Source organism: Myroides marinus (genome assembly GCF_900109075.1).
Taxonomy (GTDB): Bacteria; Bacteroidota; Bacteroidia; order Flavobacteriales; family Flavobacteriaceae; genus Flavobacterium; species Flavobacterium marinum_A.
Genome location: NZ_FNYS01000009.1, coordinates 98,462 through 121,994 on the forward strand (window position 1 = coordinate 98,462; position 23,533 = coordinate 121,994).

Consider the following 23,533-nt stretch of genomic DNA (forward strand, 5'->3'; position numbering starts at 1 on the left):
AATAATAGCAATTCTTCCTTTACTAAAAAAGGCTGTATCACTAACCGATACAGCCTTTTTCTTTTTATTTAGATATAATATATCTCACTACTTGTTCTGCTGAGTTTAACCCAAACAATGCTGGCATCCAACTATTCGTACCGAAGAACGACTTTTTAAAGTTAGTACCATCCGTCATCTTTAAGCTACTCTCATCTGGTTTCTCTGTTGAGAATACTGCCTTAACTCCAGAAGAAATACCTTCTTTCTTTAGGCGTTTTCTGATTTGTTTAGCTAATGGACACACATCTGTTTTACTGATGTCTTTTACCACTATCTTATTAGCCATCATCTTACCACCTGCACCCATCGCACTGATTACTTTTACTCTCTTGCGTTTAGCCGCTAAGATTAAATTAATCTTAGGTGTGATACTATCGATACAGTCTAACACATAATCGAAGTCCTCTGTTACGATCTCATGTGCACGCTCAGGAGAGATAAACTCTTCTATACGTATTAAGTTAAGCTCTGGGTTAATATCCATCAGTCTATCTCCTACTATCTTCACCTTTGGCATTCCGATAGTAGAATGTAATGCTGGCAACTGTCTATTGATATTCGTTATATCTACCGTATCTCCATCTACGATAGTCATATTTCCTACTCCTGCTCTTGCTAAAAACTCTGCTGCAAAAGATCCTACTCCTCCCAATCCTACTACTAATACCTTTGCATCTTTTAATTTTTGCAATCCTTCTTCTTTAAAAAGTAATTCTGCTCTTTCTTGCCAAATTGCCATTAATTCTATTTTTATATCAATCTAAGACTGATGTTATTTATTAAATACTGTTTTATAATTCTGCTCTATAATCGCTTCGATCTCTCTGTCTAAAGAAGTAGCTACCACATATACCTCATCTATGGTTATATCTTCTGTATCATCTGTCTCTAAGAACACTTGTGTTCTCGGAACATTGACAAAGGTATTTCTCAATCCTTCGTTATAAATCAGATGCCTACCAAAAGACAGGTAAAAGCCATTCTTCCAAAGGCTCTCTGCTACTTGCTCCTTCTTATTAAAGCCATGAACAATAAGAGGAACTGTAATATTCATCTCTTTCTTTATAGCTATAACTTCTTGATAAGCTGAAACGACGTGCAAAATTACTGCTTTTTTATACTTCTCTGCAAGTAGTAATTGCTTCTTAAATACTTCTACTTGAAGATTTAACGAAATATTGGTTTTCTTATCTAACCCACACTCCCCTAACGCTATACAATTAGGTTGTTGTATCTGCTGCTCTAATAAGGCTAATTCCTCCTCTACTGTATCTTCATTGATATACCATGGATGGATACCTACAGAATATGCAGGCAAACTATTGTCTAAAGTAGCAAGGTACTGATTAACGATCTCTACTCCTTTTGACAGTCCTTTAGGATGATGTGTGTGTACATTGATTTTCATAAATACGAAGATAAAACCTGATAACACATTAGCCTAATACTATGAATAAAAAAAGCTCCTAATTAACTATTGCTAATTAGGAGCTTTATATCTGAGAGATTACTTACTATTTCAGTCCAGCTAAGCTGTGTTCGATAGTAGCTATTTTAGCTAAAGCATCTGCTTCTTTCTTTCTTTCGTTCTCGATAACCTGAGCAGGAGCTCCACCTACGAACTTCTCGTTAGATAGTTTCCCTTGTACAGATTTCAAGAATCCTTTTAAGTATTTCAACTCTTCTTCTAACTTAGCGATTTCTTCTTCTAAGTTTACACTTCCTGTTACAGGAATGAAGTACTCATTAGATTTCACACGGTAAGATAGCGCCCCGCTTACTTGCTCAGTCACATACTCTATAGAAACGATGTTTCCTAACTTAGAGATGATACTGTCAAAGTATGAAGACGTTTTCTCGTTATTGATTACTTTTAAATCAATCGTTTCTTTAAACGAAATGTTTTTGTCTTTTCTGATTGTACGGATACCAGCGATAACCTCAGTTGCGAATTCGAACTCTTTAATCAAGTTCTCATCGAATGACTTCATCTCTGGCCAAGAAGATACTACTAATGCATCCTCAGCTGTACGCTCATTAATATGTTGCCAAATCTCTTCTGACAAGAATGGCATAAATGGATGTAACAACTTAAGGTTAGCTTCTAATAACTCGATAGTCTTGTCAAAAGTAGCTTTGTCAATTGGTTGTTGGTATCCTGGTTTAATCATTTCTAAGAACCAAGAACAGAAGTCATCCCATACTAATTTATAGATAGTCATTAACGCATCCGAAATTCTGTATTTAGAGAAGTGATCTTCTATCTCTACTAATGCACTTTGCATCTTAGCTTCATACCATGCTAATGATACTTTAGCAGACTCAGGTTGTGCTAATGTTTCAGATACTTCCCATCCTTTGATTAGACGGAACGCGTTCCACACTTTATTAGTGAAGGCTTTACCTTGAGCACATAACTCCTCGTCAAACATAATATCATTACCAGCAGACGCAGATAATAATAATCCTACACGTACACCATCAGCACCGAACTTGTCGATTAATCCTAATGCATCAGGAGAGTTTCCTAATGACTTAGACATCTTACGACGTTGTTTATCTCTTACAATACCTGTGAAGTAAACATTCGTAAATGGTTTCTTACCAGTGTACTCATATCCAGCCATAATCATACGCGCTACCCAGAAGAAGATAATATCTGGACCAGTCACTAAGTCATTTGTTGGATAGTAGTAGTTATACTCTTCGTTATCTGGCTGTGTAATTCCGTTAAATACAGACATAGGCCATAACCATGAAGAGAACCATGTATCTAACGCATCTTCATCTTGCTTAAGATCAGCTGCTGTTAAAGCTGCATTACCAGACTTCACTTTCGCTAATTCTACAGCTGCTTCGATATTCTCTGCTACTACGAAGTCCTCTTTACCAGCACCATAGTAATATGCAGGAATCTGCTGACCCCACCATAACTGACGAGAGATATTCCAGTCGCGGATGTTCTCTAACCAGCTTTTATAAGTATTGTTATATCTACTTGGATATAACTTCACATCTTCAGTTTCCATTACAGCATCAAGAGCAGGCTTAGCCAATTGCTCCATCTTAAGGAACCATTGGTCAGAAAGTCTTGGTTCAATAACAGCTTTAGTACGCTCAGAAGTTCCTACATTATTCACGTAGTTTTCTACTTTATCTAAAGCTCCTATAGATTGTAACTCAGTCTCGATCTCTTTACGAACTACGAAACGGTCTTTACCAACATAGTGTAATCCTAATTCATTAAGAGTAGCATCAGCATTAAAGATATCGATAATCTCTAAATTATGTCTTTCTCCTAAATCCTTATCATTCACATCGTGAGCAGGAGTAACTTTAAGACATCCTGTTCCGAACTCCATATCTACGTATTCATCAAAGATGATAGGCACTACACGATTACAGATCGGTACGATAGCGTTTTTCCCTTTTAAGTGTGCATAACGCTCATCATTAGGGTTAATACAGATAGCTGAATCTCCTAAGATAGTCTCTGGACGAGTAGTCGCGATAACTAAATAGTCATTAGTTCCTTCTATTTGGTATTTTAAGTGGTATAGTTTCCCTTGGCGTTCTTCGTAGATTACTTCCTCATCAGATAAAGTAGTCTTAGCCTCAGGATCCCAGTTTACCATACGGTATCCTCTGTAGATTAATCCTTTATTATATAGGTCAACAAATACTTTTATCACTTGCTCAGACATCTCTGGGTCCATGGTAAACTTCGTACGATCCCAATCACAAGAACATCCTAACTTCTTAAGCTGCTCAAGGATTACTCCACCATACTCTTCTTTCCATTCCCACGCATGTGCCATGAACTCTTCGCGTGTTAAATCGTTTTTATTGATACCCTGCTCTCTCAATTTTGCGACGACTTTAGCTTCAGTAGCGATAGAGGCGTGATCCGTTCCAGGTACCCAACAAGCGTTAAGCCCTTTTAAACGAGCACGACGTATTAATACATCTTGAATCGTATTGTTCAACATATGTCCCATGTGTAATACCCCAGTCACGTTAGGTGGAGGGATTACAATCGTGTAAGGCTCTCTGTGGTCAGGTGTAGAGTGGAAAAAGTTGTTTTCCATCCAGTACTGATACCATTTTTGCTCTACTTGCTTCGCGTCAAATTGTGCAGGAATTGTCATTTACTTATTAATTTTACTTGTTTTTAACATTATTTAAAGACGTAATCAAAGATAACAATACTTTAATCAAATTTTAATTTAAGCACTACTTCTTTTTACGTATCTTTGTTATATGCAAAAATATGGATTACTACGTAATTACAAAAGATAACACATTACTTTAAATGTTTATTTTTATTTGCACGTAATCCTAAAGTTTTTAATTTTACAAAACAACAAATAGAAAAATAATGAAAAACATTTTAGCATTATTAGTTTTGGTTTTGACAAGTGCAGTAACATTCGCACAAAAAGGACCTAAAATTCAGTTTAAGGCAGAAAACAACACAATCGATTACGGTACAGTTGTAAGAGGAAAAGATAATGGAGTTAGAACTTTTGAGTTTACTAACGTTGGTGATGAGCCATTAATCATTACAGCAGTTAGATCTACTTGTGGATGTACAGTACCTTCTAAACCAGAAGAACCTATTTTACCTGGTCAAAAAAGTAAAATAGACGTACAGTATAATATGGCTCCTGGTAAGATCAGCAGAACTATTACTGTAGAGTCTAATGCGGTTAACTATACTAACGGTGTAGTAGCATTACGCATTAAAGGTGAAGTTGTAAACAACTAATTACAAAATAGACAGAAAAACAAAAGGGATTGCAAATGCAATCCCTTTTTTATTAGTACCTCTTTTCGAGTTATTTTTTTACTTCTTAAAGAACACATTATTAGCTATCGCTTTCTCAAAGTTGTTTACTGCTTTGATTTGGATCTTAGCTTCAAATCCTTTTATGTGTTTTGTATGGTGGATATCTGATCCTACGAAATCTATCATATCATTATTCAATAGATAGTTAGCCGCTTCTAATACATGCCCTCCGTAATATCCAGTAGTAGATAATAAGTTCATCTGAAACTTACACCCTGCCTTCTTCAATTTCTTATACATCTCTGTATTCTTGTGATAGAAGTTATAACGCTCTGGATGTGCTAGGACTATCTCGTATCCATTAGACTTTAAGTGAAACAGGATATCCATCAGTTGTATAGGTGGATTGATGTATGACATCTCTACTAATACATAATTATCTTTTAATGTCAATAGCTTCTCTGATTGTAAACGCTGTAAGAAACTCTCATCCATCATATACTCTGATGCTACTCTTAACTGTAGTGACTCAGCCTCTGTAGGCAATACATTAAGTACCTCATCATACTTAGCTAAGATACCTTCTTTAGTATTATCCCATACTAGAGGTGTAGTGTGTGGAGTAGCTATAGCCTGCTCAAAGCCTAATGACTTCATAGACTCGATGATAATCTTCGTATCATCTTTAGTCTGTGCTCCATCATCGATACCAAACATTAAGTGTGAATGTATATCCACATAATTATTAGGAATCAGTTTCTTTAACTCAGGTTTAGATTTGAATAATCCGAACATATATTTATAGTGTTTTTTTGAATTCTTATTCTTCTTAACTGTTACGACCCTTAATTAACCTCATCTCAATAGCTAAACTAATAATCGTTAACAGCACTAAAGGTAAGGTAATTAATAACTTCTGACTAGTAATATTTAATAGAATATAAAGGATCACACTGATTAAGGTTAGAACTTGTAATCCTCTTGCTAATTTTACTTTCTTTCTTATAAATGGCAATACTAAGAAAATAGGACAGCATAACAATACTGTATTATTACTCAATAACTCTCCGTGTAAAGAGTAAAACCCTACTCCAAAAAAGAATACTCCCAAGAGTCCTAATAAAACAAAATACACACTTCTTACACTTCTCCTAGCCATCAATATTGATAATACTAGCACTACGACACAGAAGAACCACAGAGAGTTAAAACTCATACTAGGAACATCTATTGTCCCTTCTGGTTCAAATACTGTAATAGTATCTGTCACTAAAGGTTTGCCATTAATCTGAGTTTCAGCAAGCCCTTGCATAAACTTGTCTGGTAAAAACAACAGCGTATTATCTGCATCAACTTTAGATCCGAAGATTAAGTTAATCCCCAACATCTCAAAATATCTACTGCTCAGATATGAATTTAGTATAGATCTGTATGTACTCGTATTACCTGTTACATCTACCTTCACAGGACTAGATATACTACCATTAACAATATCAACTACTTTAGTCGTACAGTTCTGATCAATAAACTTATAGACATAATACTTATTATCTTCTTCTAAAGACTTGTTTAACTTATTCCAAATTGCTTCCTTCTGAGCCTGTGTCAAGTCAAGAGGTTGCTCATACACAGCACGATTATCATAGACATAGCTAGCTATAAAATTTCGATATGTCGTGTAATCTGCAAAATACAGTAAATCCCCTTTTACAAACTTCCCATAGAAATTAGGAGTTCTAAAGTCAAACATTCCATAGTTATACACTCTGTCAATCCCTTCAAACGGATCATTCACTCGGATAGCGGTATGGCCAAATAGTGAATACAACTGATCCCCCACTCCACAGGTGATCACACTAATCTCTGCTCTATCAGAGAGTGGTCGTTCATTCGAAAAAGCCATCTGCCCTATGAATAAACAGAAAAACAGATATATTATTTTTTTTGTCATTTACTTTAGTCAGTTTATAGCGTAATGCTTAATTTTATACTTACAAAAATACTTTACTAATCTTTGATTTACAATAAAAAGATGGGCATACCATACATTCCTTTTTATTGTCTCGTTATCTACTCTTATATATAGTTTTTCAGTCACTTAATACCTATTTACTTTTAATATCGAGACATATTGCTATGGGGTAAATCAATATTGATAGAATAATACAACCATAATGAGTCTATTAAAATCCCATGTTTTAATAGACTCACTATGGACTCATCATGGACTCACTATGAACTCACACCAACTAAAATCATTATTAATCTGTCACGCCCTACTATAACTGTACAACTATAGTTAATAATCCTATTATTTACTATACAGATAGATAACTGATCTACTTATGACTATAGTACACTCATTTAGTCACGCTAAACACATTCTGTAATTACATTCTCTAAAGTAATCCCCTTAAACACTATAAATTTTAGTAACTTTATGATACATTTGTACCAATAAAGACAAATAAACCGTTATAAGGTTTATATAAACAAACAAATTTCAGTTATGAAAAAACACATTCCTAATGCTATCACTTTATTAAACTTATTATCAGGGTTAATTGCGTTAGTGTATGCATTTGACGATAATATACATATGGCTTTCTTATGGGTATGTATTGGAATCTTCTTTGACTATTGGGACGGGTTCGTAGCGCGTATCCTAAACGTAAAAAGCGAAATGGGATTACAACTAGACTCACTAGCTGATATGGTCACTAGTGGTGTGGTACCTGGATTAGTAGTTTATAAAATGTTAGCGAATATACAAGAGAACCAAGAGATATATAATCTTACTCCTGAGACATACTATATGGGTGTAGTACCATACTTAGGTTTTATCATCACATTAGGGGCTGCGTATAGATTAGCGAAGTTTAATATTGATACGAGACAGACTGACTCATTTATAGGTCTTCCTACTCCTGGTAATGCTTTATTTATCTTGAGTATCCCGATGATTATCTCTACTACTTCAAATCAAGCAATCATAGATATCCTTAGTAATCCATATTTATTAGTAGTGATCAGTATTCTGAGTGCTATTATTATGAATGCTGAGTTACCTCTGTTCTCATTAAAAGTAAAACCGAATAATCTAGGAGCATATAAATTACAGATAGGTTTCGTAATTCTATCATTAGTATTGCTGATCACATTACAGTATCTAGCTATTCCTATTATTATTCTAGTTTATATTTTATTGTCTATTATTAAGAATATGACAAGTAAACAATAATCGAATAAAGATTACCTTTTATAAAATTAAAGGCGAAGTATTTAAGATACTTCGCCTTTTTATTTTTACTCCATTAAGACATTCTATTACAAATCAGAACAATTACATCTCTAACCCATTTTTATCTGACTACTTTATTATCTCTTAGAACACTGAATATAGTATTTCTCAAAATAAGTTTATACTTCAATATATTATTCGCTATTTGAGTAATTCGTTATAAAACAAGTACTTTACTCAAAATAAAACGGTCATTGGCACACTTATTGAAAACATTATTATAAACTTTTTTTTCATACTACTTTTTTTTGCCCTATACACCTTACCCCCCCGTATAGGGCTTTTATTTTGTCCTTTATTTAAACAACCGAACCGAAGTTAGCATCATCTTCATTTCCTTCTAAGTGTCTAGTTAACTCGTCACAATACACTATCTTATTATCTTTAATGATAAATGTAGCAATGACTTTCACCTTACTCACACTACCATCATTTTTGACCACTGTCACAGTATGATTAGTAAAGACGATATCTCCCTCACCTATTATATAGTTAAACTTTAGTGTAAGGCTTCTCGTTAACTCCTTCAACTTCTTAATATGTGTCATGAATTTAAAGTAATCAAATATTACTCCATCGACACATTGAATATATTCTGCCGAAAAGTACTTCTCTATGACAGCACTGTCATAATTAGATTGTTCAAATAAGGCTAAAAAACAGTTTTTAACTAGGTCTTTGTTTGTCATAATACTATCTATTTATTAATGAGTACAAAGCTATAGTCATCAAAATACAGAGACGATAACAAATGTTATCAAACCTTAGATTATACATTCAATCTATAAAAACAGAATAACATCATACTCTAGTAGTTTTTTAAAACAAGTGATCTTACAATAAACAGGAACTAACTTAGGATATTGAGTTAATATGTACTCTATTCTAAAGGGGGCAAATGTTATTTTTAATTTCTTAAAAAAATTAACATTTCATAACTTCTACCACTTATATATCCACCTATTTTATATCACATCACTAATAGTTCTGGCAAAAAACACCCAATTTACAAACCACCTTGCCATTGAAAAAACCTCATTTAAATCCATTATTTTGTTTGATTATTGGGATATTTAATTTATTTACATATTTTTAATAAAAAAATAACAACATAATGTTCGAGAATTTAGATCCAACTATTATAACATTTACCATATATCTAGTGGTAGTGTTAGGAATAGGAGTAATTGCGTATTTACGCACAAAAGACTTTTCTGATTATATCTTAGGAGGTCGTAGTTTTGGCCCATTGGTGACTGCGTTATCAGCAGGAGCATCAGATATGTCAGGATGGTTATTAATGGGATTGCCTGGTGCTATCTTTGCTAAAGGTTTATCTCAAAGCTGGATTGCAATCGGGTTAACAGTAGGTGCGTACTATAACTGGAAATTAGTAGCAGGAAGATTACGTGTACACACTGAAATCAATAACAATGCCTTAACCCTACCAGACTTTTTCCACAACAGATTTGGTAAAGATGGACAATTAGTAAAAACAGTATCTGCTGTGACAATCTTAATCTTCTTCACGATATACTGTGCCTCTGGTATGGTAGCTGGAGCTAGATTATTCGAAACGCTATTCCACATGGAATACATCAATGCATTATACTTAGGAGCATTAGCTACTATCGCATATACGTTCATTGGAGGATTCTTAGCAGTAAGCTGGAGTGATACAATACAAGCATCGTTAATGCTATTCGCTTTAATCTTAACACCTGTGATGATTATCTTATATATGGGTGGATGGGATGCTATCACTGCTTATACTAATGAAGCTGCTATTGCTAATGATATATCATACTCTAGTCTTACACATAAAGTAAGTTTCGTAGCAGTGATAAGTGCAGCGGCATGGGGATTAGGTTATTTCGGCCAACCTCATATATTAGCACGCTTTATGGCTGCTGACAGTGTAAAAACAATGAAAAGCGCTAGACGTATAGGAATGTCTTGGATGATCTTATGTCTAGGTGGTGCAGTTACTATTGGTTATTTAGGAATCAGCTACTACTTTAAACATCCTGAAGTAGCTGGTGTAGTGACAAAAGACAATGAGATGATCTTTATAGAACTGATCAAACAATTATTTAATCCTTGGGTAGTAGGTATATTACTATCAGCGATATTAGCTGCGGTAATGAGTACATTAAGTGCACAATTATTAATGTCGTCTAGTACATTAACACAAGATTTCTACAAAGCTTACTTCAGAAGAGGAGCTAGTCAGAAAGAATTAGTATGGACAGGTAGATTCGCTGTACTATTAATTGCGTTGATTGCAATCTTTATTGCTTATGATCCTGATAGTAAAATCTTAGCTCTAGTAGCACACGCTTGGGCAGGTTTTGGTGCTGCATTTGGTCCAGCTATTCTATTCACACTATTCTGGAAGAAAACAACAGGAATGGGTGCTTTCGCTGGGGTACTAATAGGAGCTGCAACTGTAATCTTATGGCCTATCTTATTTGGAAATGCTTTATACGAAATCATTCCAGGTTTTGCATTCAGTTCAATAGCGATCTACTTAGTATCTAAATACGGTAAACAACCATCTGCTGAAATGATAGAAAAGTTCGAAACAGCAGACGCTATCTATCACAAAGAGAAATAATATAGTATAACATTTATATCTAACTCTCCATATTTAGTAAAATATGGAGAGTTTTTTATTTGGTGCAATTGACAAAAGCAATAAATATTGTACATCACAATGTAAACCAATAACTTTGTGCACTTATAAAAATACAATACGTGTCTAGATTTAACTCACATCCTATATATAATACTCAGTTTATACTAGTATGCCTTAGCTCTTTATTATTCTCTGCTAGTTTTAATATGCTTATCCCTGAGTTACCAGATTACCTATCTAGCTTAGGAGGAGCTGAATATAAAGGATTAATCATAGGTCTATTTACAATCACAGCTGGTATATCTAGACCCTTTAGTGGTAAGCTAACTGATAAGATAGGACGTGTGCCTATTATGGCTATAGGTTCCATAGTATGTTTTGTATGTAGTCTACTCTACCCTATCCTTACATCTGTATCAGGTTTCTTATTCTTGAGATTATTACACGGGTTCTCTACTGGATTTAAGCCTACTGCTACTGCTGCTTATGTCGCAGATATTGTCCCTAGAGAACGCTGGGGAGAAGCATTAGGCCTACATGGTATATGCTTTAGTACAGGTATGGCTATAGGCCCCGCTATCGGTAGTACTATAAAGATGTACACGTCTATAGACTTTCTATTTTATACATCATCTGCTTTTGCCTTATTATCTATCGTGATCTTAATGAATATGAAAGAGACATTACAGATCAAAGAGAAGTTCTCATTCAAACTACTTAAAATATCAGGTAAAGACATCTTTGACCTAGGAGTATTTCCAGCGGCCTTTGTGACTTTTATGTCGTACATCGCTTATGGAGTAATACTAACTCTTATACCAGATTGGACAGGCCACTTGGGACTAGAGAATAAAGGAATATTCTTTATGATATTTACGATCTCTTCTCTATTAGTAAGGTTCATAGCAGGTAAAGTATCAGATAAATATGGCCGTGTACTGATTATTAATATAGGACTAGTATTACTAATTATCTCTCTAGCCATCATTGGGTTCTATGAATCCACTAACGGATTGTACTTAGGTGCATTCGTCTATGGTATATCACTAGGAATCTTATCTCCAGCATTAAACGCTTGGACTATCGATTTCAGTCAGCCAGATCAGAGAGGACGTGCTGTATCTACTATGTACATCGCTCTAGAAGCTGGTGTAGGAGGAGGTGCATTCTTAGCAGGATGGTATTATAAAGATAATATAACACATATACCTACTATCATGTATGCAAGTGCTATAGTAATCGTACTGAGTTTAATCTACATGTTTTTTAGAAACAAACTCTCTTTCGCTAAAAGAGTTTAACACTGATTCTTTATTTAAAATCACCTTTACTTGATGCTGTAAGACAGGGATTACTTCCTGTTCAAACCATTTGTTCTTTGCCTTCCAGATATTATTACGAGGAGAAGGATGTGGCAATGGAAAATAAGTAGGTAAATACTCGTGAAACGCTTGTACATTATCTGTTAGTGAAGTATTCGTCTTAAGGTAATAATCTTGTGCATACTTTCCTATCAACAAGATAAGCTTAACTGATGTCAATTGTTCTAATAACTGGGGATGCCAGGTAGGAGCACAAATCTTCTTAGGTGGCAAATCTCCACTAACTCCTTTACCTGGGTAACAAAACCCCATCGGAATTATAGAGAAATTAGCTGTGTCATAAAACTCCTCTTCTGTCACTCCTAACCATCGACGAAGCTGTTCTCCACTTTTATCATGAAACGGAATACCTGACTGATGTACCTTTAAACCTGGTGCTTGACCTATTATAACAATCTTAGATTCAACACTAGACAATACAACAGGTCTTGCCCCTAAAGGCAACTCTTTATCACATAGCTTACAATTGCGTATATCTATAAGTAATTGATCAAAGTTATTCATACTACTATTATAATTATTCATTTTAACCCAGATTCAGCCTTAGACCGATTAACGAGAGTAAATTATACAAAATAGCTCTGAACTTATGAAAAAAGCATACTATAGTATGGTTTTAGAAGAAGTGATAGAGATATAAAGTAGAATTTACTCATAGTTTTGGGCTAATGCGGAATATGGGTTAAATACTTATGAGGAGTCTTACCTGAGTGCTTCTTAAAGAACTCTATAAAGGCACTATCTGAAGAAAACTCTAATTCATCAGCAACTAGAGCAATAGGCATACTCTCTGCTAATAGTTCTAAAGAGCGATAGTACTTCCACTGCAATCGCCAATCTTGATAGACCATCCCTGTCTCCTTTTTAAATACTCTAGAAATAGTCTTTTCACTTGCTCCAACTTCTTGAGTTAATTCTTTTAAAAATGGAGGTACTCGCTTATCTATGATAAACTGATTGATTGTATTTATAAGTCGATTATCCTTAGGTATCTTTAAATGATAATCTTCTACATTCGCAGCTTTCAACTCATTGCTAAATACTTTGACTAAAGCTAATTGTTCTTTAGTATAAGCTTTCCATTCCCAAAAACATATCCGCTCTATTAACTGCTCTAACAAGGGGTTTACTTCTAATACTTTGATACTATCTGCATTCCATATCTTCTCATCTGCAGTAAAATAAATAGAACGATAGGCTACTACATTTCTAAAGAATACGCGATGAGATAATCCTGCTGGTATGATAAGCATACGCGTAGGAGGTAATATAACCTGTGTATCTTCTGTCAATAAAGTCATACATCCACTAGGAGCATAAAGTAGCTGTTGATGTTCATCGTGCTGATGAAAACCAGAATCGTGCTGTACTAGATCAGAAGCTAACCCGATCACAGGTAGATTGAGTTCTTCTGGATGAAAAGACTGTTCTGAATGTAGATAAGCCATCTGTCCGTATATTGGTATTTAATGAGTTTATAGTATTATAAAGATAGTACTTATTCTAGAGACCTTTGTCAAAAATTAAAAACAATGAAAACAAAAAACAGCTTAGGTCTAATGATTGTGTTAATGATGTTCCCTCAATTCGTGGAGACCATCTATAGTCCAGCACTTACGCATCTAGCAAAAGCTTTTGATGTACCTAAAGAAACAACACTGCTAACCATTAGTATATACTTTATAGCTTTTGCACTAGGTGTTATATTCTGGGGGATACTAAGTGATTATATTGGAAGAAGAAAGGCTATGTTAAGCGGACTGATTACGTACACACTAGCATCAGTCTTAGCTTTATTAGCTACTAACTTTGAAACAATACTGATTGCACGTTTTATTGCAGCCTTTGGAATAGCAGTAGGATCTGTTATCACTCAGACAATGATGCGAGATAGTTATACTGGAGTAGAATTAGCTAAAGTATTTTCTATTATGGGAATTGCCCTTTCTGTAAGCCCTGTGATTGGATTATTAACTGGTGGTGTATTATCTAATCACTATGGTTATTGGGGAGTATTTACAGTTCTAGCTACACTATCAATATTACTATTTGGAACTTCGTTCTTTTCCTTAAACGAAACCAAACAAACCACAGACAAAATAACGTTCAGTAAGATTGTAGAATTAGCAAAGAAGATGTACACTGATTCTCTACTATGGAAGTATGCACTATTGGTAATGGGATACAATGTTCTGTTGTTTAGTTACTACTCATTTGCTCCTTTCATATTTGAACAACAAGGTTTAAGCCCAACAGTATATGGATACAGTGGAGTAATCTTAGCTTTAGGATCATTCATAGGAAGTACCTTAAACAAAAGATTATTAGAAAAAGGGTATCAACCTATTACTTTGATGAAGATAGCAGCAACTATAGCCATAGTCAATACTTTAGTCTTAATACTTGTAGGGAACACCTTATACTTCCTAATTCCAATGGTATTTATAGTAACTGCTTTTGGAATTGCAATACCGAATATTCTAAGCCAGGCTCTGTTACAATATAAATCATCTATTGGTACAGCAAGTGCTTTATTTGGATTACTGTATTACATATTAATTGGTACAGGACTATACATCAGTAGTATTATGCCTAATATCACAGTAGTGATGATTACTTTCTCTGTTATAGCTATGATTGTATCCTTATTGATTAAAAATACAAAAAGCTCTTTATAGATAACTATAAAGAGCTTTTTACCTTAATTCTTATTCTATTATCGCCTATTAATTAAAAGTATAGGACTAACCCTTCTTAGTATACCCCATACCTCTCGATGCAGGCCACACATCATTAAAACCATACTGTGCATATAACTTATGTGCCTCTCCATCAGCTATTAGATTTACGTAGCAAGACTCAGGAAGATTGTCATTAATAAACTCAGTTAGTTTAGTCATTACTAGTTTACCTAATCCTTGTCCCTGATATTCTGGTAGCACACAAATATCCACTACTTGACAGTGGCATCCTCCATCTCCTACTAACCTACCCATACCGATAAACTTATTATCATTCTCAGTATCATAAATAGACACGCAGCACAGTGAATTAGCAATACCTATAACAGCAGCCATGGTAGTCTTAGAAGACAACCCACATGTCACACGCATATTTATATAATCATCTGGTTCTATTAAATCATACGAAACTATATATCTCATAATTCTTATTGCTTATTTATAAGAACAAATATATTATAGCTTCTCCCGACCGCCAAATGGATATATCATTATGTGATAAATTGTAGCAATGCTTTGACGACTCTCACATATACACTGTTCACTAGCAGACATAAAAAAGACAGTTCGTTAAAACTGTCTTTTCTATATTAATTATTATCCGAATTATCTTCTTCATCCTCTCTAAGCAGAGATAACTCTACTTGTTCTACAGAGTTTCGATACATCTTAAGTACCTTACCTTCATAGTTACAAAGCTTGATAATATCACCTACTTTAAACTCTTCATTAGGGCACTCTTCACTAATCAATCCAGCAAGTGTATCGTAATGCTCACTTTCTTCAAACTTCACAGGTAGCAATCTATTAATATCCGATAAGTTATAGTGTGCACTAACTACATACTTTCCTTCTCCAATACTCATTACTACAGGCTCTTCATTATCATATTCATCTTGGATTTCACCTACTAATTCTTCTAGAATATCTTCCATCGTAACAATACCTGTGAATTCACCTACTTCATTAGTAGCTATAGCCATCTGTAAGTGTTTTGCTTGAAACTGTTTCAGAACATTCTTAATCAAAGCATTCTCTGAGATATAGATTGGTTCACGTAATAAAGATGCAATATCTGTTTCTTTATCTTGAATCATTGCTTTCATCAAGTCTTTAGTATAGATAACTCCTTTAATATTATCAAGGTTGTCTTCATATACAGGGAAACGAGAATACCCTTCACTAATCGCATAATCTATAGCTTCTCTAACACTAGTTTCTATCTCAATAGCAGAAACATTCTTACGCAAGCTCTGAATATTATTTACACGTCTGTCATCAAAGTCAAATACATTCTGAATAAGAACTCTCTCTGTCTCTTCTATCGCTCCTCCTTCTTGACTCTCTGTGATAATCATCTTTAATTCCTCTTCTGTATGTATATCTGCTCCGTGAATAGGGCTAATCCCCATCATACGCAAAATACCATTTGCTAAACCGTTCATTAACCAAATGATTGGTCTGAATACAAAGTAAAAAATACGAAGTGGTAATGCTACTGTAAACGTTGTCTTAGTAGGGAAGTGAATAGCTAATGACTTAGGTGCTAACTCTCCAAAAACAATGTGTAAAATAGTAATAATAGCGAATGCTACTGGAAAAGAAATGCTTTTAGCTACACCATACCATTCAGGTCCTGTGAAGCCAAAAAATTCAAACAGATACATAATCACTGGTGTTAATGAGCTCTCTCCAACCCAACCTAAACCAAGTGATGCTAACGTAATTCCCAATTGCGTAGCAGCTAAGTAAGCATCTAAGTTTCCAACGATACCTTTAGCAACACCTGCTACTTTTGAATTTAGCTCTTGATGAACTTCTATCTGTGAAGTACGAACCTTTACAATTGCAAACTCAGCTGCAACGAAAAATCCATTCAACAATACTAAAAATAAGGTAAGCAATAACTTACCTACTGAAATCTCTTCGTGTACAATGCTAGAACTAGCTAACATTGTAATGATCTGGGCGTATGTATCCATTTTATGAATTAAGAAAAGCCAATGTTAAATCTTTTTAATGGCTTATGGTCTAAACTATTGAGTTTAAAAACCACGTATCAAAATTAATAATTAAATCAACACAATAAGTATCAATATTTACTAATTTTTTAAAAATATGACAAAGCACATAAAAATAGTCATCCTACCTCACTTTTTTTAATACTAAAATGAAGTACAGTTAACAATTTATCTGCAATAAAGCTTTTTCTACGAAATACTACATTGAGTCTTTATCAAAGTGGAATGGTAGTATATTAACCAATGATGGAGAATAACATACTTTACCTTCTGCTCCCATAAAGAACATTTCGATTGCTGATTCTTGTTTTGTCTCGTATTCTAAAATACTCTGTCTACAAGCTCCACATGGTGGAATTGGAGTATTTGTTACTTTTAAATCTGACGAAGCAGATATTGCTATTTTAAGGATCTTTTTATCTGGATAGTTTGCTCCTACATAAAATATAGCTGTACGTTCAGCACATAATCCAGAAGGAAAAGCAGCATTCTCTTGGTTTGACCCCACTACTATTGTTCCATCCTCTAATAAAATAGCAGCTCCTACTCTAAATTTAGAGTATGGTGCGTAAGCTTGTTTACGAACCTCTACTGCTCTATTCATTAATTCTTGATCTGCTGTTGCTAATTCTGCTAGCGAATCGTACTCCAAAAAAGTTGTAACAATTTCGATTTTTTTCATAATCCTTGACTATTAGAGATAAAAAATCCAAACGCATCTGTGGGGATGGTTTGGATTGTTATACAAATATACTAATTTTTTTATCCTCTATTGTAAGTTTTTCTACCTAAATCAAATGTTAGTGAAAATCTCAATGTATTTTCCATCGGGTTATTGATTTTAGATGTTGAGAACAAATATGATAGGTCTATAGTCATCATACTATATTTAAACCCTGCTCCTAATGTAGCATACTGTCTAGCACCTTTTTCTTTACTCTCATGAAAGTATCCTGTTCTAAAAGCGAATTTGTTATCATACCAATATTCTGCCCCCATTGACCAAGCAATCTCTTTCATCTCTTCACTAAACCCTCCAGGTGCATCTCCGAATGATTTAAACACTCCCTTAAACCAACTCATATCGTTATACTTCATTGTCTCTTCAGCATCTGTTCTATCTGCAGGAGGTGTTGGCACTAATAGTTTATTAATCTCTGCTCCCACAGTCAAAGTATTTTCTCTGTCTATAATAAAGTCAAAACTACCTCCTAGTTTTAAATTAGCTGGCAAGAATGCTCCATACTGTTCATCGTCATACTTTATCTTAGGACCTAAGTTTTGAATATTAAAACCAGCTCTCCATCTACCGTCAAATCCGTTAAAACTCAACATATCTGACTCGTAGAATCCGGCGATATCAACTGCAATTTGACTTGCCATAGAACTAGAATTATCTACTTCAGGCATACGTAAATTTGAATTGATAAATCTACCTGTAACCGCCATACCAAAACGATCACTTAACTTAAGCGAATATGATACATCTATAGCAAACTCATTTGGCTTTTTAGTAACTGATGAAGATTGATAACTATCTCTAAACTCCATATCCCCCATACCAAAATAACGCAAACTAGCACCTATAGCACTTCGTTCATTAAATTTGTTATAATACGTTAACTGTCCTAATGACATATCACTAGTTACTTTAGACATATAAGGACTATAGTTTAACGAAAAACCTTGTGCCTGTGTAGCAAACGCGTATTTAGCAGCATTGTGCTGTTGTGAAAACACATCACTCGAAGTACCTACTCCCATATCCCCCATACCAGAAGATCTAGCATCTCCAGCTATTAATAAGAATGGTACTCCAGTAGTTATAGGTCTAACCACCTCTTGAGCATTTATAAATTGTCCCGCTAACACAGTTAGGAATAAGGCCGTAACTTTTCTCATCTTTAATTCTTTAAGATCAACAAATATAAGCTTTTTAACATTTCTATAAACAAAGCCTTCTAACAATACTGCATCAAAATAACACTGCTTGTATAACCTTGTTTAAAACTCACTAAAATCCGTAGATACAACATTCAATAATAAGTGACTATATCGTTGTTTATTTTAGATATGGTAAACTTAATATTTATTTCTTACCATCAATTTACTTTTCATAGCACAATTCAAACAAAACAATATTGTTCTTACAAAATATAAACATTTGATAACAAAAACTTATCATTTAACCCTTTTATTAAAATCATACTCAATAAAAACAGCACAACATTTAACTCATTTTATCATAATAAACACATAAACCTTTAATTCTATATTACAATTAGAGGTTTACATTATATATCTAATAATATGAATATATAATCTCCTTATTAGGTGAGTCTCCTAAGAAATTAATATACTAACGCATTTTATGCTTTTTTATTCAAACAAACTCCTTAATTTTACTTAAAGAGATTACATTTGTATCAAATAAAAAGCGAGACAGAATACAATTATTTTTAAAGTAAACAATACTAAATACTTTTAAACGTTATAGAAGTAATTGCGTATTAAAAAATAAAAAATATTGATACTTTTTCGATTAAATGAAAGTATTCACATTGCTAATTAAACGTTAATTATTAAATTGCGTACAATTTTATATCCATTTATAACGAGATGAAGATTAAAGAGCTTTTAAACTTTCGATTACTTGCAGGTATTTTAGTTGCTGCTAGTATTACAAGTTGTGGAAAATCAAACAGCAACGTTTCAACAGCTACAGGTTGGAAAATCAATGATAGTAAGGGAGGGTTCCAGTACAACACTAAATACGAGCAACGTACTCCTAACGGAATGGTTCCTGTAGAAGGTGGTACATTTACAATGGGACGTGTACAAGACGACATCCTAGCTGACTGGAATAACAATCCAAAAGAAATGTACGTACAATCGTTTTATATGGACGAAACTGAGACTACTAATATAATGTATAACGAATACTTATATTGGTTGCGCACAGTGTACCCTCAAAACAATGAATTATACCAAGAAATTTATAAGAGTGCTATTCCTGATACTACTGTATGGAGAGGTCCTTCTGGATTCAACGAATCTCTGATTAGTAGTTATCTAAGACACCCTGCTTATGCTAACTATCCAGTAGTTGGTGTGACATGGTTACAAGCAAATGATTTCGCGAAGTGGAGAACTGACCGTGTTAACGAATTAGCTCTTGAAAAAGCAGGATATCTTAAGAAAGACTCTAAGATATTAGATGCTGCATCTGACTCTCATTTTAGTACAGATACTTACCTTGTTTCTCCTGAATCTGTTTATGGAGGAAATAGCGATATCGCTTATAAAGGAAAAGGAAACAAAGCTAAAGAAGGAGACCGCAACCTATACGCTACTCAAAACTCTGGGTTATTTACCTCTCAGTTCAGACTTCCTACTGAAGCAGAATGGGAATATGCTGCTATCGGTCTTATCGGTAACCGCGAATACAATAACTATAAAGGGCGTAAGAAATATCCTTGGGATAAAAGTAGCAAACGTAAAAAAGGAAAACCAATCGTTCAGAATACTAAATATGCTAACTACAAACAAGGTCGTGGAGACTACGGTGGTATAGCTGGATGGTCTACTGACAATGGAGATATTACTAACGCAGTAAAATCATACCCTCCTAATGACTTTGGTCTATATGACATGTCAGGTAACGTTGCTGAGTGGGTTGCTGACGTTTATGATCCTTCTATTGATCAAAACGAAACAGACTTTAACTTCTACAAAGGAAACGTTTACTACAAAAACAAAATTGGAGCAGATGGTAAAATTGTAGTGACTACAAATGAAACTGTGAAATTTGATACTTTAAGTACAGGAAAACTAAGAATACGCAACTTACCTGGACAAGTATCTCAAGAAGTATTTGATCCTTCTCTATTAGATGACAATGTACAAAGTGGTCTAGGAGGAAGAATTAAAGGAGAAGCTCCTACACCTTTAAGAAAAGCTACTCTATATGATGAAAAATCAAGAGTTATTAAAGGTGGTTCTTGGAAAGACAGAGCGTACTGGTTAGATCCAGCTACTAGAAGATTCTACCCAGAAGATCAAGCTACAGACTATATAGGATTCAGATTAGTAATGACTAAAGTAGGTCCTAAGTCAGATAAACGCAAAACAAAGAATTAACATATTTTAAAATATTCTTTTTCAAAAGCCCTAATTGCATTAGGGCTTTTTTTTATACTTTTGAGCTATGGATATTACAGAACTTTACCAATGTTTTTTACAGTGTGATGGTGTGTCTACCGATACTAGAAACATACATCCTAACTCTCTTTTTTTCGCTTTAAAAGGAGATAACTTTGATGCTAATGAATTTGCACAAGAAGCTTTAAATAAAGGAGCTGCTTATGTAGTTATGGATAATAAAAAGTTGGTAACTGATCCAACGAAAATGTTATTTGTATCTGATACATTAGGTGCGCTACAACAATTAGCTAAATACCATAGACAACAATTAGGATTGCCTATCATAGCTCTTACAGGTAGTAATGGTAAGACGACTTCGAAAGAACTTATCGCTACAGTATTAAGCAAAAAATATAAAGTAACAGCTACTAAAGGAAACCTTAATAATCATATAGGAGTTCCATTAACTTTACTTTCTATCACTGATGAGACTGATTTAGGTATTATTGAGATGGGAGCTAATCACAAACAAGAAATAGCAATGTTATGTGAATTGGCTGATCCTGACTTTGGTTATATAACTAACTTTGGTAAAGCCCATCTAGAAGGATTTGGCGGTTTTGAAGGAGTTATAAAAGCTAAAAGCGAATTATACGACTACTTAGAAGACAATCATAAAACAGCTTTTGTTAATATAGATGACCCTAGACAGGATGCTAAGACGATCACATTTAGCCGTTTCACCTTTGGTAGTGACTCATCTGCAGATGTTGTAATTGACAAATTCGAAGCACAACCAAATGCTACTGTTTATTACAACAACGATATCATCAACTCTAACCTTACTGGTATCTACAATGCTACTAATATAGCAGCGGCATTGACTATTGGTAAATTCTTTAATGTTGACTTCAGTGATATCAAGGATGCTATAACACAGTATATCCCTACTAACAATAGATCTCAGTGGATTACTAAAGACCAATCTATGATACTTCTAGATGCATACAATGCTAATCCTAGTAGCATGGATGCTGTCTTAACTAACTTTGATCAACTAAAAGATGATCGCAATAAGATATTCATATTAGGGGATATGTTAGAGTTAGGGCAAGAAGGTCTAAAAGAGCACAAGAACATTGTAGAACGACTTGACAAAGTAGCTAATAAAACAGTATACTTTATCGGCAAAGAGTTCTCTAAAGCTTCTATAAACACTAATTTTAAAGATATCTATTTCTTCGAAACTTTTGACATATTCAAAAAACATATCGAAGAAACATCAAATGAAATCTTCAAAAACAAATTGATACTTATAAAAGGATCTAGAGGTATAGCACTAGAAAGATCTCTTGAACTAATATAAACTCCCATATTTTGGTAGACCAAACAAAAAGAGCTTAATGATTGTCATTAAGCTCTTTTTATTTTCTTATTCATTCGGTTTAGTCAACTCTAAACGTGTTATCAATGGAAAGTGATCTGAATTTCTAAAGTCAGAATAAGTATTAAACGACTTCACATGAATACGTGGATCTACGAATACATAGTCAATTCGCATCGGATAATATGAGAAGTCATACGTCTTTCCAAATCCTGTTCCACCTTCTACGAACGCATCATTCAGGTTACCTCTAATATTGCGATATACATAAGAGAATGCACTATTATTCATATCCCCACAGATAATCTTAGGAGTCGATACATCGTTCATATGAGACTGTATTAACTCAGATTGCCCCTGCTGTTCTTTAAACGCTTTAGCAATGCGATTAACAATCATCTTAGACTTTGCTTCATCTATATTCTCATGTATATCAGGGCTAATACTTATAGACTGTAAGTGTATACTATATACACGTATCGTATCCTGTCCTTTTAAGATATCAGCGAAGATTACATTATTATTCGAACTCGGTAAGTTAATCTCTCCCTTATCTATAATTCTATACTTAGAATATATAGCCTGTCCTGTCTTAATCTTGTTTCCATGAGAAGTAACATACTTATAAGGATATTGGCTAAACTTGATATTATTATTCTTAGAATACTCTTGGAAACAAACTACATCAGGATCGTGTAAGTCTACAAACTCTTTTATTTTTTGTGGAATATCCTCATCTGGTATCCAATTAAACAAGTTAAACAAACGAACATTATAGCTCATTAATGTAAACTCATTCTCCCCTACTTCCTCACTTCTACCAGTGAATTTATAAAACTTATTGATAAAGGTAATTCCCAACAACAATATCATTATCGACAACCATATCTGTCTCTTTAATTGTATCAGCCAATAGAATAAAAAGACTAGGTTTATAATCAAAAAGAAAGGTAATATCAGTGTAAACACAGACATAAGAGGAAACAACTTAGGTGCCAAAAACGGCAAAAAATAACCTACTAAGGACATGATAGCCACTAGTACATTTGCTCCGTATACCAATTTATTAAACCACGATAGGTTCTTCATCTC

At 34.1% G+C, this 23,533-nt stretch carries 20 protein-coding genes; 7 read left to right on the forward strand and 13 right to left on the reverse strand.

Annotated elements, in window-relative coordinates:
• Positions 1-64 precede the first annotated feature (64 nt).
• The 3 genes from BMX53_RS10865 to BMX53_RS10875 form a co-directional block, all read right to left on the reverse strand.
• Positions 65-781 carry a tRNA threonylcarbamoyladenosine dehydratase gene (locus BMX53_RS10865; RefSeq protein ID WP_074746278.1) on the reverse strand — a complete coding sequence of 239 codons (717 nt, stop codon included), beginning with the start codon at positions 779-781 and terminating at the stop codon, positions 65-67.
• Positions 782-814: 33 nt separating this feature from the next.
• Complete coding sequence (locus BMX53_RS10870; protein WP_074746344.1) at positions 815-1,450, reverse strand: TatD family hydrolase; 636 nt, start codon at positions 1,448-1,450, stop codon at positions 815-817.
• 106 nt (positions 1,451-1,556) lie between these two features.
• Positions 1,557-4,190 (reverse strand): valine--tRNA ligase, encoded by a 2,634-nt coding sequence (locus BMX53_RS10875; protein ID WP_074746280.1) that lies wholly within the window; start codon positions 4,188-4,190, stop codon positions 1,557-1,559.
• Between the two features lie 230 nt (positions 4,191-4,420).
• On the opposite strand from BMX53_RS10875, the gene BMX53_RS10880 reads away from it, so the two are divergent.
• Positions 4,421-4,810 carry a DUF1573 domain-containing protein gene (locus BMX53_RS10880; protein WP_063174995.1) on the forward strand — a complete coding sequence of 130 codons (390 nt, stop codon included), beginning with the start codon at positions 4,421-4,423 and terminating at the stop codon, positions 4,808-4,810.
• 78 nt (positions 4,811-4,888) lie between these two features.
• On the opposite strand, the gene BMX53_RS10885 is transcribed toward BMX53_RS10880, so the two are convergent.
• Complete coding sequence (locus BMX53_RS10885) at positions 4,889-5,626, reverse strand: tyrosine-protein phosphatase (protein WP_074746282.1); 738 nt, start codon at positions 5,624-5,626, stop codon at positions 4,889-4,891.
• A 34-nt stretch (positions 5,627-5,660) separates the two neighbouring features.
• Entirely contained in the window at positions 5,661-6,782 is a 1,122-nt protein-coding gene (locus BMX53_RS10890; protein ID WP_074746284.1) for an Lnb N-terminal periplasmic domain-containing protein, read from the reverse strand.
• A gap of 558 nt (positions 6,783-7,340) precedes the next feature.
• Between BMX53_RS10890 and BMX53_RS10895 the strand changes: the two genes are divergently transcribed.
• Complete coding sequence (locus BMX53_RS10895) at positions 7,341-8,072, forward strand: CDP-alcohol phosphatidyltransferase family protein (RefSeq protein ID WP_038986225.1); 732 nt, start codon at positions 7,341-7,343, stop codon at positions 8,070-8,072.
• A 359-nt stretch (positions 8,073-8,431) separates the two neighbouring features.
• On the opposite strand, the gene BMX53_RS10900 is transcribed toward BMX53_RS10895, so the two are convergent.
• The gene (locus BMX53_RS10900) at positions 8,432-8,821 is read right to left on the reverse strand and encodes a hypothetical protein (RefSeq protein ID WP_038986227.1); all 390 of its coding nucleotides are present in this window, start codon (positions 8,819-8,821) and stop codon (positions 8,432-8,434) included.
• Between the two features lie 425 nt (positions 8,822-9,246).
• On the opposite strand from BMX53_RS10900, the gene putP reads away from it, so the two are divergent.
• On the forward strand, positions 9,247-10,749 hold the full coding sequence (putP, locus tag BMX53_RS10905; RefSeq protein WP_074746286.1) for a sodium/proline symporter PutP: 1,503 nt from the start codon (positions 9,247-9,249) through the stop codon (positions 10,747-10,749).
• A 140-nt stretch (positions 10,750-10,889) separates the two neighbouring features.
• Positions 10,890-12,071 carry an MFS transporter gene (locus tag BMX53_RS10910; protein WP_074746288.1) on the forward strand — a complete coding sequence of 394 codons (1,182 nt, stop codon included), beginning with the start codon at positions 10,890-10,892 and terminating at the stop codon, positions 12,069-12,071.
• Here BMX53_RS10910 and BMX53_RS10915 read toward each other — a convergent pair.
• Both BMX53_RS10915 and BMX53_RS10920 read right to left on the reverse strand, forming a co-directional pair.
• Complete coding sequence (locus tag BMX53_RS10915; RefSeq protein ID WP_074746346.1) at positions 12,021-12,656, reverse strand: uracil-DNA glycosylase family protein; 636 nt, start codon at positions 12,654-12,656, stop codon at positions 12,021-12,023. The genes BMX53_RS10910 and BMX53_RS10915 overlap by 51 nt on opposite strands.
• A 161-nt stretch (positions 12,657-12,817) precedes the next feature.
• The gene (locus BMX53_RS10920) at positions 12,818-13,600 is read right to left on the reverse strand and encodes an AraC family transcriptional regulator (protein WP_074746290.1); all 783 of its coding nucleotides are present in this window, start codon (positions 13,598-13,600) and stop codon (positions 12,818-12,820) included.
• Positions 13,601-13,684: 84 nt separating this feature from the next.
• On the opposite strand from BMX53_RS10920, the gene BMX53_RS10925 reads away from it, so the two are divergent.
• The gene (locus BMX53_RS10925) at positions 13,685-14,830 is read left to right on the forward strand and encodes a multidrug effflux MFS transporter (protein WP_074746292.1); all 1,146 of its coding nucleotides are present in this window, start codon (positions 13,685-13,687) and stop codon (positions 14,828-14,830) included.
• Between the two features lie 66 nt (positions 14,831-14,896).
• Here BMX53_RS10925 and BMX53_RS10930 read toward each other — a convergent pair whose 3' ends face one another.
• From BMX53_RS10930 to porV, 4 genes are all read right to left on the reverse strand, one after another.
• Complete coding sequence (locus BMX53_RS10930) at positions 14,897-15,316, reverse strand: GNAT family N-acetyltransferase (RefSeq protein WP_038986232.1); 420 nt, start codon at positions 15,314-15,316, stop codon at positions 14,897-14,899.
• Positions 15,317-15,483: 167 nt separating this feature from the next.
• A complete protein-coding gene (locus tag BMX53_RS10935; protein WP_074746294.1) occupies positions 15,484-16,875 on the reverse strand; it encodes a hemolysin family protein in 1,392 nt (463 codons plus the stop codon).
• A gap of 238 nt (positions 16,876-17,113) precedes the next feature.
• Complete coding sequence (locus tag BMX53_RS10940) at positions 17,114-17,596, reverse strand: cytidine deaminase (RefSeq protein WP_038986235.1); 483 nt, start codon at positions 17,594-17,596, stop codon at positions 17,114-17,116.
• A gap of 80 nt (positions 17,597-17,676) precedes the next feature.
• Complete coding sequence (porV, locus tag BMX53_RS10945) at positions 17,677-18,816, reverse strand: type IX secretion system outer membrane channel protein PorV (RefSeq protein WP_074746296.1); 1,140 nt, start codon at positions 18,814-18,816, stop codon at positions 17,677-17,679.
• A gap of 717 nt (positions 18,817-19,533) precedes the next feature.
• Here porV and gldJ point away from each other — a divergent pair.
• Both gldJ and BMX53_RS10955 read left to right on the forward strand, forming a co-directional pair.
• Positions 19,534-21,054 carry a gliding motility lipoprotein GldJ gene (gene gldJ / locus BMX53_RS10950; RefSeq protein WP_038986239.1) on the forward strand — a complete coding sequence of 507 codons (1,521 nt, stop codon included), beginning with the start codon at positions 19,534-19,536 and terminating at the stop codon, positions 21,052-21,054.
• A 67-nt stretch (positions 21,055-21,121) separates the two neighbouring features.
• A complete protein-coding gene (locus BMX53_RS10955) occupies positions 21,122-22,423 on the forward strand; it encodes a UDP-N-acetylmuramoyl-tripeptide--D-alanyl-D-alanine ligase (protein WP_074746298.1) in 1,302 nt (433 codons plus the stop codon).
• Positions 22,424-22,489: 66 nt separating this feature from the next.
• On the opposite strand, the gene BMX53_RS10960 is transcribed toward BMX53_RS10955, so the two are convergent.
• On the reverse strand, positions 22,490-23,530 hold the full coding sequence (locus BMX53_RS10960; RefSeq protein ID WP_074746300.1) for an endonuclease/exonuclease/phosphatase family protein: 1,041 nt from the start codon (positions 23,528-23,530) through the stop codon (positions 22,490-22,492).
• Positions 23,531-23,533: the final 3 nt, after the last annotated feature.